Here is a 17,036-nt window from a genome sequence, read left to right as displayed (position 1 = left end):
CGGCGCACGACGGCGGGGCTCGCCTCTTGGAGGCGGCCCCGCCGTCGTCGTGCTCACCCGGCCATAGCCGCCCCACCCCGAAGTCACCTTTTCGCCCAAAAGTCACTCCGCGGCACGTGGGGCGACGTGCCCTCGCGGATAAGTTCACCTTGTGTGGACTTATCCACAACAAGCGCACTGCTGGTTTCTCCTCCTCAAGTTCTCTGCTCTTGGAGTTCTCTGCTCCTCAACAGGAGAAGATCGGCGAAACCGTCCACATTCTCTGCAGTCGATGCTCAGCAAGCTAGGCGCGACAGCAAGACTCGATGACATGGACCTTCTCGCTCATCTCGTAGACAGTTCTCTGCGAAAAGTCGATGCGCAATCGTTCGACCCACGTAGCCGCTTCGGCGATGGGCGGCTCGTGCGGCTCAGGCGCGGGTTCTACGTGCCCACTTCCATTTGGCTTGAAGCGACTCCACCCGAACGCTTTCATGCCGCCGTCACGGCTCATGCTCTGGCCAATCCAGACACTGTCTTCTGCGGCGAAACAGCCTTGTTCCTTCACGGGGTTCCAGTAGTCAAGGTCCCTCCGTCTATTGACGTCGCGGTCGAGTCAACGACCCGTCTCGGACTTCGACCGAATGCTTTCGAGGTCCGGGGTGAGTCCGACCTTGCTCGCCGCGCACGCATCACGCCACCCCCTCCGATTCGGCGCCATCGTCATGAGAACGGGCCTCTGGCCCTCATTGGCGCATATCGCACGGTGCCCGTGGCAAGCGCTCTCATCGAGGTCCTCGCGACGGGAAGGTTCGCGCGAGCTGTCACGGTTGCGGACGGTGTGCTCCGTCTCAGTGGCACAGAGTCTCTGCTCGACCTGCCGGAGATTGTGACCGGCATTTCCGGTCTTCGGCACAGAAATCATCGCCAGCGGGCAGAGGCGATCGCCTTGCTGGCGCGAGCAGGAGCCGAGTCACCAGGAGAGTCCGTCAGCCGCGCACTCATACACCTCTTCGGGTTCCCGGAGCCGGTCCTCCAAAGGGAGCATCGGGACGCCCAGGGATTTGTCGGTCGAACGGACTTCGCGTGGGACATCACGCCTGAACCAGTCGGCGAGTTCGACGGGTGGGGTAAGTACTTTCGGCGTGAGATCAGCGGCGGTGAGGATCCTCGAGACGTGATCCGACGGGAAAAGCGACGCGAAAATCGGCTGCTCGCGTTGGGGCATCCGGTCCTGCGGTGGGATTGGTCGGAGCTGGAACAACCTGAGTTGTTCCAAGCGAGGCTCGTTCAGGGCGGTCTTCGTCCTGCACGCCGGTCCCTTCTCGCGGCGCAGTTCAGTAGCGGGAACTCGTCCGCGAGAACCGAACTTCGTTTGTTCAAGGAACCGAACTTCTCCGCGAGAAGGTGACTTCTCCCCCAAGTTCGCCGCTGGCCGAGCCGTCCGCGGCCCCCGCTCAGCAGCCGCAGCTTGCCCGGCGGATGAGCGTTCCCGGGAAGATCCGGTTGCGTTTGTGGCCCCCGCCGCCGACGAGGGCCTCCACCGCGGCATGAGCCATGTCCTCGACCGGCTGGGCGACGGTCGTGAGCGGAGGCCAGCTGTACTCGGCTTCCGCCGAGCCGTCGAAGGAAACGATCGCCAAATCCTCCGGAACACGCACCCCGGCTTCGTGACACGCCTTGAGGAGGCCGACCGCCTGCAGGTCCGAGCTAGCGAACACGCCCGTGGGGCAATCGGCCTCGTTGAGGAGCCACCTGCCGGCCTGATAGCCGCCCTCCCGAGTAAAGGGCCCGCGCATCACCGGCCCCGCGTGGAGTCCGGCCTCTTCGATACCCTGGCGCCACCCGACCTCGCGAGCGTCGAGATCCCCGCCGGCATTCGTGCCCATGATGAGGCCGATCTTCCGGTGGCCGTGCTGCACGAGATGCTCGACGGCCAGCCGCGCACCGTCCAGAAGCGCGACACCGACCGAGTCGAAACCTGGACTGTCGGCGCTGTGATTCAGCAGGACGGCGGGGATGTCAGCTGCCTCGAGGTCGCGGAGGTCGGGCTCGAAGAGCACGCTGCTCAGGAACACGCCGTCAACGCGACGCGAGACGAGGTTCTCGACCTGCCGCCGCTCAGAGGAGAGCGAGCCACCCGAGTTCGCGATGAGGAGCGCGTAGCCGCGCTCGGCAGCGGCCACTTCAACGGCGTGGGCAAGAGTGGCGAAGAACGGGTTGGTGGCGTCCGGGACCACCATTCCGAGCATCTCGCTCGAACCGAGCTTGAGCGCTCGTGCCGCCGCATTCGGCCGGTACCCGAGCACCGCTATCGCCTCCCGCACCTTGGCTTCCGTAGCCGGGGAGACCTTCTTCGGGCCTCCATTGACCACATAGCTCACGACGGCGGTGCTCACCCCCGCGAGCCGCGCGACATCCTTGCGGGTGGCGGTCGGCTTCGCGGCGGCGGCGGGATGGGGCATGGCCACCATGCTAGCTTCGGCCCGCGACGCCCGCTTCGGAGGGAACGGACGACGACGGCGTGTCCCCGGACGGGGAGATCTCGCCCGGTGCGTCGCCGAAGTCGGGCACAAGCAGGCGTTCACCGCCGCGCAGCGCGGACTGGTGAGCGATGATTCCGGGGACCGTGTACCGAGCGGCCTCCCAGGCGTTGACGGGCGGTAGCGTCCGGGTCGCCACGGCGCGGGCGAAGTCGTCGACGAGGAAGTGGTGGCTCCCCTCGTGCCCGTTCGGGAGGCCTCGGAGCTCGGCGGGGAGGCGCCCGGCGTCATGCACGGGGGCGAGGCCTGATACGAAGGCGTCGCGGAGCGCGGGTGCCACGTGCGCGAGGGAAGGATCATCGGCGTCGAGCGTTGCCGCCGTCGTGAGCTGCTCGCTCACGTCGGTGACGCCCTCCTTGTCCTGCCACACGCTCGTCTCGACGAGCTGCTCGAAGCTGCCCTCGGTGCCGAAGTAGCGGAAACGGCTCTCGCGGAGGTGCGACGGGTAGCCGACGCGGCGGAACTCGTTGATCCGCATGGACCCGCCGCCCGCGAGCTCGAAGAGGGCTGTCGCGTTCGAGAAGTCGTTGCCGAACATGCTGACCTCGCGGTCGAAGACGCCGTCGCCGCGCTCGTCGCGGACGCCGATGCAGCTCACGCTCACGGCGTTGCCCCCGATGGCACCGAGCACGCCGCCCAGTGAATGCGTCGGATAGAGCATGGGCGGGTAGCTCGCCGTGCGCTTCCAGTCGGCACCGCCGCTGTACTGGTAGGCCTCGTAGAACCCGAGGTCCATGTCGTGGACGTAGTCGCCCTCGGCGTAGAAGATGCGGCCGAAGGCGCCTTCGGCCCGGCGTTCACGGGCGTAGACGGTCGCCGGGTTGTAGTAGCTCGTCTCACCCATCATGTAGGTCAGACCCGTCTCGCGGACGGCCTCGATGATCGCGCCGATCTCCCCTACGGATACCGCCATCGGCACGGCCGAGTAGACGTGCTTGCCCGCCTGGAGGGCTTGGACGACGAGCGGACCGTGGGTCCAGCGTTGGGTGAAGATCGCGACCGCGTCCAGATCGCTTTCGAGCATGGCCTCGAAACTCGGGAACGTGCCGTCGAGGCCGAGGCTGCGAACGAGGCCAGCTGCACGTTCCGGCAGGACGTCGGTGACGTACACGGATGTGATGAGCGGGTGGGCCGCGAAGAGCTTCGCGAACTGGCCGGCGAACTGGCCGGCGCCGACAAGGCCGAGGGAGAAAGGTGTGCTCTGCGTCATGCGGGAAGTCTGGCAGCTGAAGTTACTCGAGTCAATAGTACTGAAGACTGAAGAAGAAGGCGCAGTAAAGGCCTTGCGTCACCTAAATTTACTCGTGTAGATTTCTCGACAGTTTCCATCCGTTGTTAGACAAATCACAGGAGGATCCATTGGCGGCTACCTCGCTGGACACCCGAGCGCCACGGCAACGCGGCCTTCGCATCGGGAAAGCGCAGCCCGGCCGGCGGCGCAGCCGGAGCGACCTCGGGATTGCCCTCGTCTTCGTGGCACCGGCCCTCATCGGCTTCGTGCTCTTCTACCTCGTCCCCACCGTCCGCGGCATCTATCTGAGCTTCACGAAGTACAGCACCCTGAGCCTCGCCGATCCGAAGTGGGTGGGTACGGCCAACTATGAGGCGATCGCGAAGGACCCGCTCTTCTGGAACGCCCTTGGCGTCACGCTCGAATACGTCGTCATCAACATCGTGCTCCAGACCGCCCTCGCCCTGGGCCTCGCTCTACTCATGCACCGGGTCGCGAAGTCCACGATCATCCGCGGTGCGCTCCTGCTCCCCTATCTCATGGCCAACGTGATCGCAGCACTCCTGTGGTTCTGGATGCTCGACTACCAGATCGGCATTGTGAACCAGATCATCGAGTGGATAGGTCTCCCCCGCGTCGCCTTCTTCGGGTCCGAGGAGTGGGCCATCCCCACCCAGGCGCTCATCAATACGTGGCGGCACATGGGCTACACCGCGCTTCTGATCTTCGCGGGCCTTCAGGCGATCCCGAACCAGGTGTACGAGGCCGCTCACCTCGATGGGGCGTCCGCGGGCCAAACCTTCCGGAAGATCACGCTGCCGCTCCTGCGCCCCGTACTGGTCCTCGTGCTCGTGGTCACCGTCATCGGCTCGTTCCAGGTCTTCGACACCGTCGCAGTTACCACCCAAGGCGGTCCGATCAACGCGAGCCGCGTGATCCAGTACTACATCTTCCAGCGCGCCTTCACCCAGCACGACTTCGGCTACGGCTCGGCCCTCGCCGTCATTCTCTTCCTCATCCTCGCCCTCGTCGCCTTCATCCAGATGAAGTTCCTGCGGGGCAACGAGTCGGATCTGGACTAAGGAGCCCAGCATGCCTGCCAGCACCGTCACTGTCCGCAGCCACCGCCCCGCCCCGCGCCGCTTGAACTGGCGTCGAGCAATAGCGTGGACGCTCCTCGCGCTCGCGATCGCCGTCAGCGTCCTGCCGTTCTACTGGGTGCTCCGAACCGCGCTCTCGTCGAACCACGCCCTCGCCGCAAACTCCGCGAACCTGCTCCCGGCGGATTTCAGCCTCGGCGCGTTCGAGCGCGTCTTCGGGCTCCAGTCACCCGCGCAGGCTGTTGCTGAGGGCGGCTCCGGAGCGTCCATCAACTTCTGGCAGTACCTTGCGAACTCCCTCGTGTTCACCGGGACCACCACAATCTGCGCCGTGTTCTTCAGCTCAATGGCTGCCTACGCCTTCGCGAGGCTCCGCTGGAAAGGCCGCAACGCCGTCTTCTCGCTGTTCCTCGGGACCATGCTCGTCCCGCCGATCTTCACGGCCCTGCCGAACTTCCTCCTCGTGAAGAACCTCGGCCTCCTCAACACGATGCTCGGCCTCGTGCTGCCGTACCTCTTCATGACGCCGTTCGCCATCTTCTTCATGCGCCAGTTCTTCCTCAACATGTCCCGTGAGGTGGAAGAAGCAGCGATGCTCGACGGCGCGCGGCACTGGCGGATCTTCTTCCAGATCGTCCTCCCGAACGCCGCGGCACCGATCGCCACGCTCGCCCTCCTGACGTTCATGGGCCAGTGGAACGAGTACTTCTGGCCACTACTCGTGGGGTCGGATGAGAGCACTCGGGTGCTCACCGTGGGCCTCGGCGTCTTCAAGTCCCAATCGCCGCAGGGCGCCCCCGACTGGTCCGGCCTCATGGCGGCCACCCTCGTCTCAGCCCTGCCGGTCTTGATCCTGTTCGCCGCGTTCGGCAAGCGGATCGTCAACTCCATCGGCTTCAACGGCACCAAGTAACCCAAATCCCCCGAAAGGACCCATCATGAAGAAGACACTCGGCGCCATCGCCGTCGCCGCTGCGGCGACCCTTGCACTCTCCGCCTGCGGAAGCGGTCAAGGAAGCGGCGACTCCGCGAAGGGCGAAGTCAGCTACTGGATGTGGGACGCCAACCAGCTTCCGGCGTATCAGCAGTGCGCCGATGACTTCCATAAGGCAAACCCGGACATCACGGTCAAGATCACGCAGACCGGCTGGGACGACTACTGGGGCAAGCTCACCAACGGCATGGCTTCGGGCACCGCCCCGGACACGTTCGCCGACCACCTCTCGAAGTACCCGGAATTCGTGACGAACGGCCAGCTCCTCGCCCTCGACGACGCGGTCAAGGCAGACAATGTGGACCTCGGTCAGTACAACTCCGGTCTCGCGGACCTCTGGGTCGGCCCCGACGGCAAGCGGTACGGCCTCCCGAAGGACTGGGACACGATCGGCCTCTTCTACAACAAGGACATGCTCGCCAAGGCCGGCATCTCCGAGGACCAGATGAAGAACCTCACGTGGAACCCGCAGGACGGCGGTTCGTACGAGAAGGTCATCGCCCACTTGACCATTGACAAGAACGGTAAGCGCGGCGACGAGCCCGGCTTCGACAAGAACAACGTTGCCGTCTACGGCTTGGGCCTCGAGAGCTCCGGCTCCGGAATGGGCCAGACGCAGTGGAGCTTCCTCACGGGCACGACCGGCTGGACCCACACCGACAAGAACCCGTGGGGCACCAAGTACAACTACGACGACCCGACGTTCCAGCAGACGATCGCCTGGTGGGCGAGCCTCGCCGACAAGGGCTACATGCCCAAGCTCGAGACGACCGTGGGCGCCTCGATGGCGGACAACTTCGGCGCCGGGAAGGCCGCGATCAACTCGAGCGGCTCGTGGATGATCGGCCAGTACACCGGCTACAAGGGCGTCAACGTGGGCATTGCCCCGACGCCCGTCGGAACTGACGGCAAGCGCTCCTCGATGTTCAACGGCCTCGCCGACTCCGTCTGGGCCGGCACCAAGAAGAAGGACGCCGCCGTCAAGTGGGTCGAGTACACCGGTTCCAAGGCCTGCCAGGACGTCGTTGCCTCCAAGGCAGTCGTCTTCCCGGCCATCTCAAGCTCGACCGACAAGGCCGCTGAAGCCTTCAAGGCCAAGGGCGTCGACGTCTCCGCCTTCACTCAGCAGGTGAAGGACAAGACCACCTTCCTCTTCCCGATCACGGACAACGCATCGAAGATCGACGGCATCATGAAGCCCGCGATGGACGCCGTCGTCTCCGGCAAGGCCCCCGCAAGCTCGCTCACCGACGCGAACAAGCAGGTCAACGCCCTCTTCCAGCAGTAGGGGCCCCGGCCGCCTCTTCCAGCGGGTCGAATCCGCGACAATACTGGACCGCACCGGGGTCCGGCTTCGGCTGGTCCCCGGTGCATGATGTCCGGCACCCCATCACTCCCACCGACACGAAAGCGACCTCATGGACCCCCTGCATCTCCGCTCAGCCGGCATCAGCGTGCTGCTCGCCTTCGACTCCGGCGAGGCCGAGATGGTGCACTGGGGTGCCGACCTCGGCGAGACGCTCCCCGACCTCCGTATCCTCCGTAGCCCGGTCCCGCACTCGGCTCACGATCGGCCCGTCGTCGCAGGCATCCTCCCCCAGGCTTCTTCGGGTTGGCTGGGGAGGCCTGCGCTACGCGGGCATCGGCCGGACGCTGCCGGAAGAGAGGTTGCCGTCCCCGGCTTCGCGTTCTCGCCCGCGCTCAGCGTCACTTCGGCGGAGACGACGGCGCGGGGTCGCGGCGCGCGGATCGTCCAAGGGGATGCGGAGGCCGGGCTGGAGGTGACGACCGAGCTCGTACTCCATGAGGGCGGTCTCCTCGAGATCTCGCACGAGCTGACCAACTGCGGGAGTGGCGACTACCAGCTTGACGAGCTCGGCGTCGTCGTCCCCGTCCCCGGCGACGCCGCCGAACTGCTGGACCTGACGGGTCGCTGGTGCCGCGAGAATCACCCCCAGCGGCAGCAGATCGTTCAGGGGACGTGGGTGCGTTCGGGCCGGCACGGCCGCACGGGGCACGACTCGTCGCTCCTCGTCGCGGCCGGCACGGCGGGCTTCTCGAACCGCAGCGGCCGCGTCTGGGCCGTCCACTTCGGCTGGTCGGGAGACCACGAGCAGTACCTCGATTCGCTCGCCGATGGGCGTCGGGTGCTCGGAGCCGCCGAGCTGCTCGGCTCGGGCGAGATCGTCCTTCGGCCGGGCGAAAGCTACCGGACCCCCATCCTCTACGCCGCGTACTCGGGCAGCGGCCTGGACGGGGTCACGGACGCGTTCTATCGCTGGTTCCGGGCACGCCCCCAGCACGTGACCGCGAGCGCGAGGCCCGGATATCGCTCCCGGCCCGTGGTGCTCAACACGTGGGAGGCCGTCTATTTCGACCACCGCCTCGAGCCGCTCCTCGAGCTCGCGGACGCCGCGGCCGAGCTTGGCGTCGAACGCTTCGTGCTCGACGACGGCTGGTTCCGCGGCCGCCGCGACGACCACGCCGGCCTCGGGGACTGGTACGTGGACGAGACCGTGTGGCCCGAGGGCCTCACACCGCTCATCGAGGCCGTGACCTCGCGAGGCATGGAGTTCGGACTGTGGGTTGAGCCGGAGATGGTGAACCTGGACTCCGACGTCGCGCGGGCGCACCCGGAGTGGATCGCCCGGCCCTCTGCGGCCTCCCCCAAGGACGGCGGGCGGCTCCCGCTCGAGTGGCGCCATCAGCACGTCCTCGACCTCGCCAACACTGAGGCGTGGCAGTACATCTACGAGCGCCTCGACACCCTCCTCCGTGAGAACGACATCGCGTACCTCAAGTGGGACCAGAACCGCGACCTCGCCGAGCAGGGCCACGGCGGCAGGCCGTCCGTCCACGAACAGACCATCGCCGCGTACCGGCTCTTCGACGCGCTCAAGTCGGCCCACCCCGGGGTGGAGATCGAGTCATGCTCCTCCGGCGGCGCCCGTGTGGACCTCGGGATCCTGCAGCGCACCGACCGTGTGTGGGCCTCGGACTGCAACGATGCCCTCGAGCGGCAGACCATCCAGCGCTGGACTGAGGCTGTCCTGCCGCCCGAGCTGGTCGGCGCCCACGTCGGCCCGACCCATTCGCACACCACAGGGCGCGTCCACGACATCTCGTTCCGGGCGATCACTGCCCTGTTCGGGCACTTCGGGATGGAGTGGGACATCCGTCAGGCGACGCCCGCCGAGCGGGGAACCCTCAGTCGGGCGATCGCGCTCTACAAGCAGCATCGGGGGCTGCTCCACTCCGGCGTCCGCGTGAACGCGGACCTTGCCGAGCCGAACCTCGCCGTTCATGGCGTGGTGGCGGACGACGGCGGTGAGGGCCTGTTCTCGGCCGTCGCCTTGGGTACGTTGACCGCAGAGACGCCGGGTCGGGTCGGAATTCCGGGACTCGATCCCGAGCGCACCTACCGGGTCGAGGTCGCCCTACCGACACCGGACGACGGCGACTGGAACACCACGTTCATCCAGACCTCGCCCCCCGCGTGGCTCGCGGAAGGCGCGACGGCGAGCGGCCGCTTCCTGGCCGAGGTGGGCCTCCCGCTCCCGATCCTCCGCCCGGAGCACGCGCTCCTGCTGCACGCGAAGGCGACCTAGGACTACCGACCAACAGCGAAGCGCACATCTTCTTGACAACTGAATAAAGTTTTATGGTAACTACTCCTGAAGGAAGGATCTGGAAGTAGTTCTTCCAGGCGAGAACTTGGGGGTGGAGAGAGTGTCTTCGCCCGTACCCGAGCGTTACCGGCGGCTCGGCGAGTTCCTGAGGCTGAAGAGGGAGCGCCTGCTTCCCGATGAAGTAGGTCTCCCATCCTCCGGCAGGCGCCGCACCCAAGGCCTGCGCCGAGAGGAAGTCGCGTCGATCGCCAATGTCGGCGTCTCCTGGTACACATGGCTCGAGCAGGGAAGGGCCGCGGGCGCCTCAATTGAAGTGCTCGACGCCGTTGCCGCGGCGTTAAGGCTCGACGCCGATGAGCACCGCTATGTCCTCGGCCTTGCACGAGTCGACGGCGGGGCGAGGGTTCTCGAGCCCTCCCCCGCCGATTACTCCCGCTACGCGGGTCTCGCGGAGACAATCACTGCTCCTGCCTATGTCATCGACCCATGCTGGCGCGTCATCGCCACCAACAACCCGGCGAGAGAATGCTTCGAGACCGAGATCGGCAAGAGCCGACTTGAGAAGTTCTTCCTCGAAAGTGATTTCTCCACACGCTTTCTGAATGAAGACCTGATCGGGCGATCCCTCGTGGAACAATTCAGAGCGCAGTCAGCGCGGTATCCTGAGGATTTGATTTTCGACAGGACGGCCCAGCGACTCAGAGCACGGTCGGCACTCTTTCGCAAGTACTGGGACCTACACGTAGTCGGAGAGTCATATCGAGAGGACATCACGTTCAGGCATGCAAAACTCGGCCTGCTGACCTTCGAACCCCTTAGCCTTACATTCGACGACGAGGCTCAGTTGCGACTGATCACCTACCTTCCCGGTCGTCAAGCTCGAATGAGCTCAGCGGGATCTGCCCGCGAGGCCAAATAGGCAGGAACGGCGGCAGACAGAAGTCCTGCGGCTATGCCGGAAGATAGGCCAATCAGCAGTGTCAGAACATCCAGAGACGGAACCCAGCCTTGCGCGCTGCAGATAAGGATCAGCAGACAAGGTCCCATGGCCAAGCCTGCTAGCCCTCCTGCCAGTCCCACTATTGATCCTTCCAGCAGGAAGGCTCTCACAATGCCCGCCCGAGAAGCCCCCATTGCTCTTTTCAAGGCGATCCCGGGAAGCCTCGATAGAATTGACAGATATATCGTTAATCCTCCGCTCAAGCACGCCAGCCCGAGCACTAGAGAAGAGATCATCGAGATAAAACTGGATAACCGGTCGGCGACAGTTGCCCGCAGTCCATCAACATTTCCAACCGCATCAATTCTGAAGGACGAGGGATTTGCTGGATCAACAGCGAGGGGAATAGACGTGGACAGCGGCAGACTATACCCCGGCTCCACTTTGATAATGAAGGTTGGAACAATTGCCGTGAGGATGCTTGAACGCGAAAGCAGGATGGAAGAGGGCAATGAGTCGTCTGCAGCAGAAACAACGAACCCCGCAATGGCGATAGGGCGACCATTCAAGAGCAGTTCTTGGTCTAGCTCAAGGGATAGTCCCAGGCCCTTCGCGGCCTCGACCCCGACAAACGCAGATGACACGCTAGGGTTGTCCAGAAGGTCAGGACGGGAATTTGTCGTCAACGCTGCATCGCGAGCATTCAGCAGGCTCGAAGATCCGACATGGACCTGGCCTGTGAAGAGCTCTTGCCCTTTCGACCCGAGCTTGGAGATCCGCGTGGCCTCGGACGGGATGGCTCCTTGAACGCCTACGGCGGATACACCGGGTAATTCTTTCACGGCCCCGACGATATGAGCCACGGACTCAGCCCTGCTCGCATCCCACAATCCTCGGTCCGATACCTCGGGACGCCCGTACAGGACCGATGAGGAACTGTTGACGATGGAGGAATCCACCATTCTTGCGGCGCTCTCGGAAAGCCCTCTAGCAAGAACCAATCCTGAGACCCCGAGCGCAAATGCCATAGCGATTACTGCCGATTTACCGAGAGGTGACGTAAGAGAATTGATGGCCTCAGCAATGTCTCCTGCCGCTCGCGCCATCCACCTGGCCGGCGCCAGTTCGCGCTTCAGCGGAACCTGCGTGTGATTTCGTCGACCCATCGACAGCCTCGAAGGTCTTTCGTCGACCAAGGCACCGTCTTCGACGCGAATCACGCGATCCGCTAGGTCTGCTACGCGGGGGTCGTGCGTAACAATCACAACCGCGACGCCGCGGGCCGCGAACTGCTGGAGGAGGCGCACGACCTGCGCAGTGTTACTGGAATCGAGGTTCCCCGTAGGCTCGTCCGCCAACAGGATCCTCGGCTGGTGCACGACAGCACGAGCCAATGCCACACGTTGCTTCTCGCCGCCTGACAGGTTGCAGGCGGGTTCATCCCATTTGTCACCCATCCCGACCCAAGTCAGAGACTCCAAGGCCGCGTCAACACTCCCTTTCGGATCCGCACGCGCGATCTGAAGCGGAAGGGCGGTGTTCCGCAGAACCGATCTGGTTTCGTCCAGATGCGAAGCTTGGAACGCGAAGCCGATCTGTTGGCTTCGGAGACTGTCCAGCAAGCTGGACGGAAGTCGGTCCACCGCCTCGCCGAACACCTTGACCGTACCCTCTGACGGCAGCGCCAGAAGGCCCATGATATTGAGGAGCGTTGATTTTCCCGATCCGGATGGGCCGATGATGGCCACAAACTCGCCCGCCGCCAACTCAAAATCGACGTTCCTGAGGACAGCATTTCCATCGAACACCTTCGATACGCCGTTCAATTCGATGGCGGAGGTGAACGGAGTCCCATCATTCAACGCGGATCTCGTCTCCTTCCATTATGGAACCCCGATCGGCTATCGCGGCCCAACCGCCCGCCTGCTCGATTACTTCGATGGGTACTCGCTCATCGGGCTCACCCTCACTGGATCTCCGGAGCACGTATCCGCTGCCGTTCTCAGTTCGTATGGCAAGAACCGGCACGGCGAGAGCCAGCTCGCTCGTGGAAGTCTTCGACAATGCCACAGGCTGTCCCGGTTCGAGATCGTTGAGATCCACCGGGAGTTCGATTCGAACGTCGTGACCAGCTGGAACACCCGTTTGCGTGGATTCTGCGAAAGGACCAATTTCCACGATCTGCGCGCTTCCTCGCCGCTTCTCAGACAGGACCGCAAGCTTGTCTCCAACGGCGAGCCGCATCTTCTGGTCTACTGTGACGCGGGACGAAATGAATTTGGGCTCCACTCGAACTCCAGCAATCGGATGCTTGTCATCGAGGATCTGCGCGACGGGCGCCACGTTGACGATTGTTCCGGCGCTGGGTTCGATCTGTAGGAAGTCCGAGTACCTGAAAATGACACCGCCGCCCTCGGTCGGCGCTTCGAGACCGAGTGCTTCATAGATCTGAACGACAGCACGTATCGAATCGCTCCCCATCACTCCGCTTGCGCGAACTCGATAGCCTTGGCCCCTCAGGTACCCCTGAAGGATGAGTACGTCGTGGCCCTTATCTCCGAGGCGAAGGTCGCGATAGATGGGTACTGAGCCGGCCATGGTGATCAGAGGGCGGCCTGAGGCCACGGCGAGCAGCTTCAGCTCTTCGTACGGATCCCCGGATTTGGCGAATACGGCCGTGACCCGGGGGCTGGAGGGAAAACCTCTGTTTGGTTCGAGATTGACCACGCGGCCTTCGCGAACTCCGCCCTGGAACGTCAGGGTGACGCCAACTGGATGCTTCTCCGCCTTGGCGTATACCGGAACGGCAGACTTTGCGATCCGCTCCGCGTCCAGACTCGGCTTGGCGATGAGAATCGCGCCAGCGTATCCAGCCACAGCGGACAAGATCACAGCCAACGCAAATGAGGAGACAAGCCATGGGCGACTGAGCCTCCTGTAAATATCCTTCTTGGGGTCTCCTGCCCTCTTCTCCCGCCGAATTCTGCTCATTAGCGGGCTTCGTCTGCCGTCCTGACACCGGAGACGATCTCTCTAGCCCTAGCGAGGTCCACTGCCTTTGCAGACCGAAGAGAGTTGATTGCGGCCTGGTCCCTTGCCATGTATATCGCTTGGAACTTGGCCTCCAGGTCCGCGACCTTCTGTATCAGATTAGTGCGATTCTTGCAGTCAATGTCGATCTTGGCTGTTCGGATCTGTTGGTTGAGTTCATCGACGGGCACCTGCGGAACCCATGAATCCTTATCCTCGCTGACCACGACTCCCCGTTCCTGCAGGCAGTCCCTCCAATCCTGCTTGGCCTTTCTCCAAGCGGGAGCCTTCATTGCGCTCCCATACGCCATGGAATCGATCCGCTGAATTGCTTCGGGAGCCTCCGGTCTTCCGATCTGTCTCATCACGATGAGACTTCCCTGAAGATCGTCTCGGCACTTCACGTACGCATCCCTAAAGCCTTCCTGAGCATCGTACGGCGCCGTCGACTCGGGGCTGATGCCCTCTCTGTTCGTCTTGGCATAACCGTTTTCGTCCGCCAACCTCTGGACCCAGATTCCATATCGGCCATCTTCTTGGTCCGGCTTGAAAACGCCGAAGTCCTTCGACAGATTAATCTGGCTCTTCGCCAGGCATCTGCTCATCAGGATATTGTTCGCCTGCTGGACGAGAATCCTCTCGGTCGGCGAGAAGAGCACGTCGTCAAGGGGCATACGAATGGTTCCAGCCTCGGTGTCCAATCGAGCCCTGACTGACTCGACGCCCGCGAGGTCTACTTCGCTAGCCTCAAATGGCTTGTTAGCGCAGCCACTGACACCGAATGATAGTGCAAGGGCCAGAACAATTGCGATCAGTCCATCACGCATCAGGTGGTATGGCTGTCGATACGATCGTTCCAGTTCTCCCACCAGTTCAGCCCGTAGCTCCATGAGCCGAGACTGCGGTTGTAGGAGTAGGCGGGAACGATGATTCCGCGGCCCCTCATATACGGATCCTCGTAGAAGACCAAGTCCCACGGCAAATTGCTGTCGTATGAAGATGCCCGATCATGCCACCCGAACGCGCCGTACTCGCCGACGTATGGTGCGAAGTCGATGCGAGGCCCTTGATACCACTCGTCGTGCCAGACACAGACCGCGCGATACGTGCCACAGTTTGGACCGCCGTCGCCCCAGGTGCAGCGGCAAGGAGAGTTCCCGCTGCAATTCCGAGGACGGCGGCCCATGATAAGAGCTTCTTGAACAAGGCTTCCCCCAAAATGGCTTTTCACAATGGACGACACTCGCGGCATCGGCTGACGCCGAACGCGTAGAGCGCTTCCAACACCGTCCCAAGTCCGCTTAGGCGTAGGAAGTGCGTGTTGGCCATAGGTGCAGCACCACCACCTTCCGGCCCCTCACAGCTTTCGATTCTGATCCCTTCTGTACGTTTCTGTGCGCCTCCCCTACGCTGGAATCTCCACCGACTCCTCAAGGCAGGGCAGACCGCCATGGACATGAACGACCTCACCCGTCGCCTCGGCAACGGAACCCCTCGCATCGCCTTCGGCGCCGACTACAACCCGGAGCAGTGGCCCAAGGAGGTGTGGAAGCATGACGTCGAACTCATGCACGAGGCTGGGGTCAATCTCGTGAGCCTCGGGATCTTCAGTTGGGCGCTGCTCGAGCCAGAGGAGGGCCGCTACGAGTTCGGCTGGCTCGACGAAGTCATGGACCTCCTGCACGCGAATGGGATCGCCGTCGACCTCGCCAACGCGAGCGCCTCGCCGCCGCCGTGGTTCACGGTGAAGTACCCGGACTCGGCGCCGGTCGACGCGGACGGCGTGCGCCAGACCCACGGCTCGCGTCAGGCCTTCGCGGCCTGCTCCCCGGACTACCGCAGCGCGGCAGCGGCTCTCACCACGGCCATCGCCGAGCGCTACTCGTCCCACCCCGCCCTCGCCATGTGGCACATCCACAACGAGTACGGCTGCCACAACCAACCGGACTTCGGCCCCCACGCAGAACGCGGCTTCCGCTCTTGGCTCCAACAGCGCTATGGGAACCTCGAGGCCCTCAATGATGCGTGGGGCACGGCCTTCTGGTCGCAGCGCTACTACAACTGGGCCGAGATCATGCCTCCACGGCGTTCCGGAACGTGGGTCAATCCGACCCAGCAGCTCGACTTCGCGCGCTTCTCCTCGGACTCGCTCCTCGAGTGCTTCGAGGCGGAGGCTGCCATCATCCGAGAACACTCCGACAAGCCCGTCACGACGAACTTCATGGGCACCAACATGGGTTTGGCCAGGCCGATCGACTACTGGCGCTGGGCCCCACGGATGGACATCGTCTCGAACGACCACTACCTCATCAGCGAAGACCCGCGGAACCACCAGGACCTCGCCCTCGTCGCCGACCTCACTCGCGGCTGGGCCCAGGGCAATCCTTGGCTCCTCATGGAGCACTCCACCTCGGCCGTGAACTGGCAGCCCCGCAACATCGCGAAGAGCCCGGGCCAGATGGTGCGTAACTCGTTCCAGCACCTCGCCCGCGGCGCCGACGGCATCCTCTTCTTCCAGTGGCGCGCCTCGAGGGCGGGCGCCGAGAAGTACCACTCGGGAATGGTCCCCCACGCGGGGCGTGAGACGAAGGTGTGGCGCGAGGTCGTCGAGCTGGGCTCGGCCCTCGAGAAGGCCTCCGAAGTGGCCGGCTCGCGGGTCATCGCCGAAGCGGCCCTCGTGTTCGATACGGATGCCCGCTGGGCCGCCGAACTGGACTCGCACCCGAGCACCGAGGCCCAGCCGGTCCGTGAGCTGCGAGAGTGGCACGACGCGCTCTTCCGGGCCGGAATCACCACAGACGTGCGCCAGAGCACCGACGACCTCGGCGCCTACAAGCTCGTCGTCGCGCCGATGCTCTACCTCGTGACGGACGACGGCGCAGCGAACCTCCGCCGCTACGTCGAGCAGGGCGGCACGCTGGTCCTGACCTACTTCTCCGGGATCGTCGACCAGAACGACCGCATCATCATGGATCCCATCGAGGGAGGCGGGTACCCGGGGGCCTTCCGAGACCTTCTGGGCGTCGAGATCGAGGAGTTCTTCCCGCTCAGGGGCGGTGGGTCCGTTCCTCTCAGCGAGGGGGCGGGCAGCCGTTGGAGCGAGCTGGGGCGGACGACGACGGCGGAGGTCCTCTCGCGCTACGAGGCAGGGCCGACGGCGGGGTCCCCGGCGTTCACGCGCAACGGCGCTGGCGAGGGGCGCGCCTTCTACGTCGGTACTGCTCCGGACGCCGAAGCGCTCGGCCACATCCTCCCGAGGGTTCTGGCCGACGCGGGATTGCAGGGCCAACAGCATGCCACTGAACATCCCGACCTCGAGGTGGTCACGCGAGCGTCGAACGAGGGCACGTGGGTGTTCGCGATCAACCACGGTCAGGGTGACGCCCGCTTGGCCGTCAATGGCGTCGAACTGCTCTCAGGCACCCCGACGGAAGGCGAGCTCACCGTGGCCGCGGGACGCGTCGCCGTCGTGCGTTTGGGAAGCTGAGGCGCGAGCCGCCGGGGGGCGGGGAGGAACGGCCAGAGGGAAGAAAGGAAGCGAAAAACTTTCGTTCCTGATCTTTTCCGATCGTTTTTGAACGACTGCCACG

General features: G+C 64.0%; 12 protein-coding genes and 1 pseudogene. 7 read left to right on the top strand and 6 right to left on the bottom strand.

Annotated features, from left to right (window positions below):
- The first annotated feature begins 310 nt into the window (after positions 1-310).
- Entirely contained in the window at positions 311-1,390 is a 1,080-nt protein-coding gene (locus tag L0M17_RS03450; RefSeq protein ID WP_241051252.1) for a hypothetical protein, read from the top strand.
- A gap of 46 nt (positions 1,391-1,436) precedes the next feature.
- Here the strand turns inward: L0M17_RS03450 and L0M17_RS03445 are convergent, their stop codons facing one another.
- Entirely contained in the window at positions 1,437-2,453 is a 1,017-nt protein-coding gene (locus L0M17_RS03445) for a LacI family DNA-binding transcriptional regulator (RefSeq protein ID WP_241051250.1), read from the bottom strand.
- 1 nt (position 2,454) lies between these two features.
- Positions 2,455-3,732, bottom strand: a complete 1,278-nt coding sequence (locus L0M17_RS03440; protein ID WP_241051248.1) for a Gfo/Idh/MocA family protein — start codon at positions 3,730-3,732, stop codon at positions 2,455-2,457.
- Between the two features lie 200 nt (positions 3,733-3,932).
- Here L0M17_RS03440 and L0M17_RS03435 point away from each other — a divergent pair, with 200 nt between their 5' ends.
- The 5 genes from L0M17_RS03435 to L0M17_RS03415 all read left to right on the top strand — a co-directional run bounded on the left by L0M17_RS03435 (position 3,933) and on the right by L0M17_RS03415 (position 10,395).
- Entirely contained in the window at positions 3,933-4,835 is a 903-nt protein-coding gene (locus tag L0M17_RS03435; RefSeq protein ID WP_241056291.1) for a carbohydrate ABC transporter permease, read from the top strand.
- A 10-nt stretch (positions 4,836-4,845) separates the two neighbouring features.
- The gene (locus L0M17_RS03430; protein WP_241051246.1) at positions 4,846-5,766 is read left to right on the top strand and encodes a carbohydrate ABC transporter permease; all 921 of its coding nucleotides are present in this window, start codon (positions 4,846-4,848) and stop codon (positions 5,764-5,766) included.
- 25 nt (positions 5,767-5,791) lie between these two features.
- Positions 5,792-7,135, top strand: a complete 1,344-nt coding sequence (locus L0M17_RS03425; protein WP_241051244.1) for an ABC transporter substrate-binding protein — start codon at positions 5,792-5,794, stop codon at positions 7,133-7,135.
- A gap of 130 nt (positions 7,136-7,265) precedes the next feature.
- Positions 7,266-9,455 carry an alpha-galactosidase gene (locus L0M17_RS03420; protein ID WP_241051241.1) on the top strand — a complete coding sequence of 730 codons (2,190 nt, stop codon included), beginning with the start codon at positions 7,266-7,268 and terminating at the stop codon, positions 9,453-9,455.
- Positions 9,456-9,567: 112 nt separating this feature from the next.
- Entirely contained in the window at positions 9,568-10,395 is an 828-nt protein-coding gene (locus tag L0M17_RS03415; RefSeq protein WP_241051239.1) for a helix-turn-helix transcriptional regulator, read from the top strand.
- Here the strand turns inward: L0M17_RS03415 and L0M17_RS03410 are convergent.
- From L0M17_RS03410 to L0M17_RS22860, 4 genes and pseudogenes are all read right to left on the bottom strand, one after another.
- The gene (locus L0M17_RS03410) at positions 10,350-12,278 is read right to left on the bottom strand and encodes an ABC transporter ATP-binding protein/permease (RefSeq protein ID WP_241051237.1); all 1,929 of its coding nucleotides are present in this window, start codon (positions 12,276-12,278) and stop codon (positions 10,350-10,352) included. The two genes, L0M17_RS03415 and L0M17_RS03410, sit on opposite strands and share 46 nt — an antisense overlap.
- Positions 12,271-13,407 carry an efflux RND transporter periplasmic adaptor subunit gene (locus tag L0M17_RS03405; protein WP_241051235.1) on the bottom strand — a complete coding sequence of 379 codons (1,137 nt, stop codon included), beginning with the start codon at positions 13,405-13,407 and terminating at the stop codon, positions 12,271-12,273. The genes L0M17_RS03410 and L0M17_RS03405 overlap by 8 nt, the downstream gene beginning before the upstream one ends.
- A complete protein-coding gene (locus L0M17_RS03400; protein ID WP_372497984.1) occupies positions 13,407-14,336 on the bottom strand; it encodes a hypothetical protein in 930 nt (309 codons plus the stop codon). The genes L0M17_RS03405 and L0M17_RS03400 overlap by 1 nt, the downstream gene beginning before the upstream one ends.
- A 56-nt stretch (positions 14,337-14,392) precedes the next feature.
- Positions 14,393-14,632: pseudogene (locus tag L0M17_RS22860) on the bottom strand (peptidase inhibitor family I36 protein); the annotation flags it as partial.
- A gap of 264 nt (positions 14,633-14,896) precedes the next feature.
- Here L0M17_RS22860 and L0M17_RS03395 point away from each other — a divergent pair.
- Positions 14,897-16,933, top strand: a complete 2,037-nt coding sequence (locus L0M17_RS03395; RefSeq protein ID WP_241051231.1) for a beta-galactosidase — start codon at positions 14,897-14,899, stop codon at positions 16,931-16,933.
- Positions 16,934-17,036 lie beyond the last annotated feature (103 nt).

The organism is Sinomonas terrae (assembly GCF_022539255.1).
GTDB classification, from domain to species: domain Bacteria; phylum Actinomycetota; class Actinomycetes; order Actinomycetales; family Micrococcaceae; genus Sinomonas; species Sinomonas terrae.
Note: the sequence above shows the minus strand (reverse complement) of the source record. Positions and strands in the feature narration are given on the sequence as shown.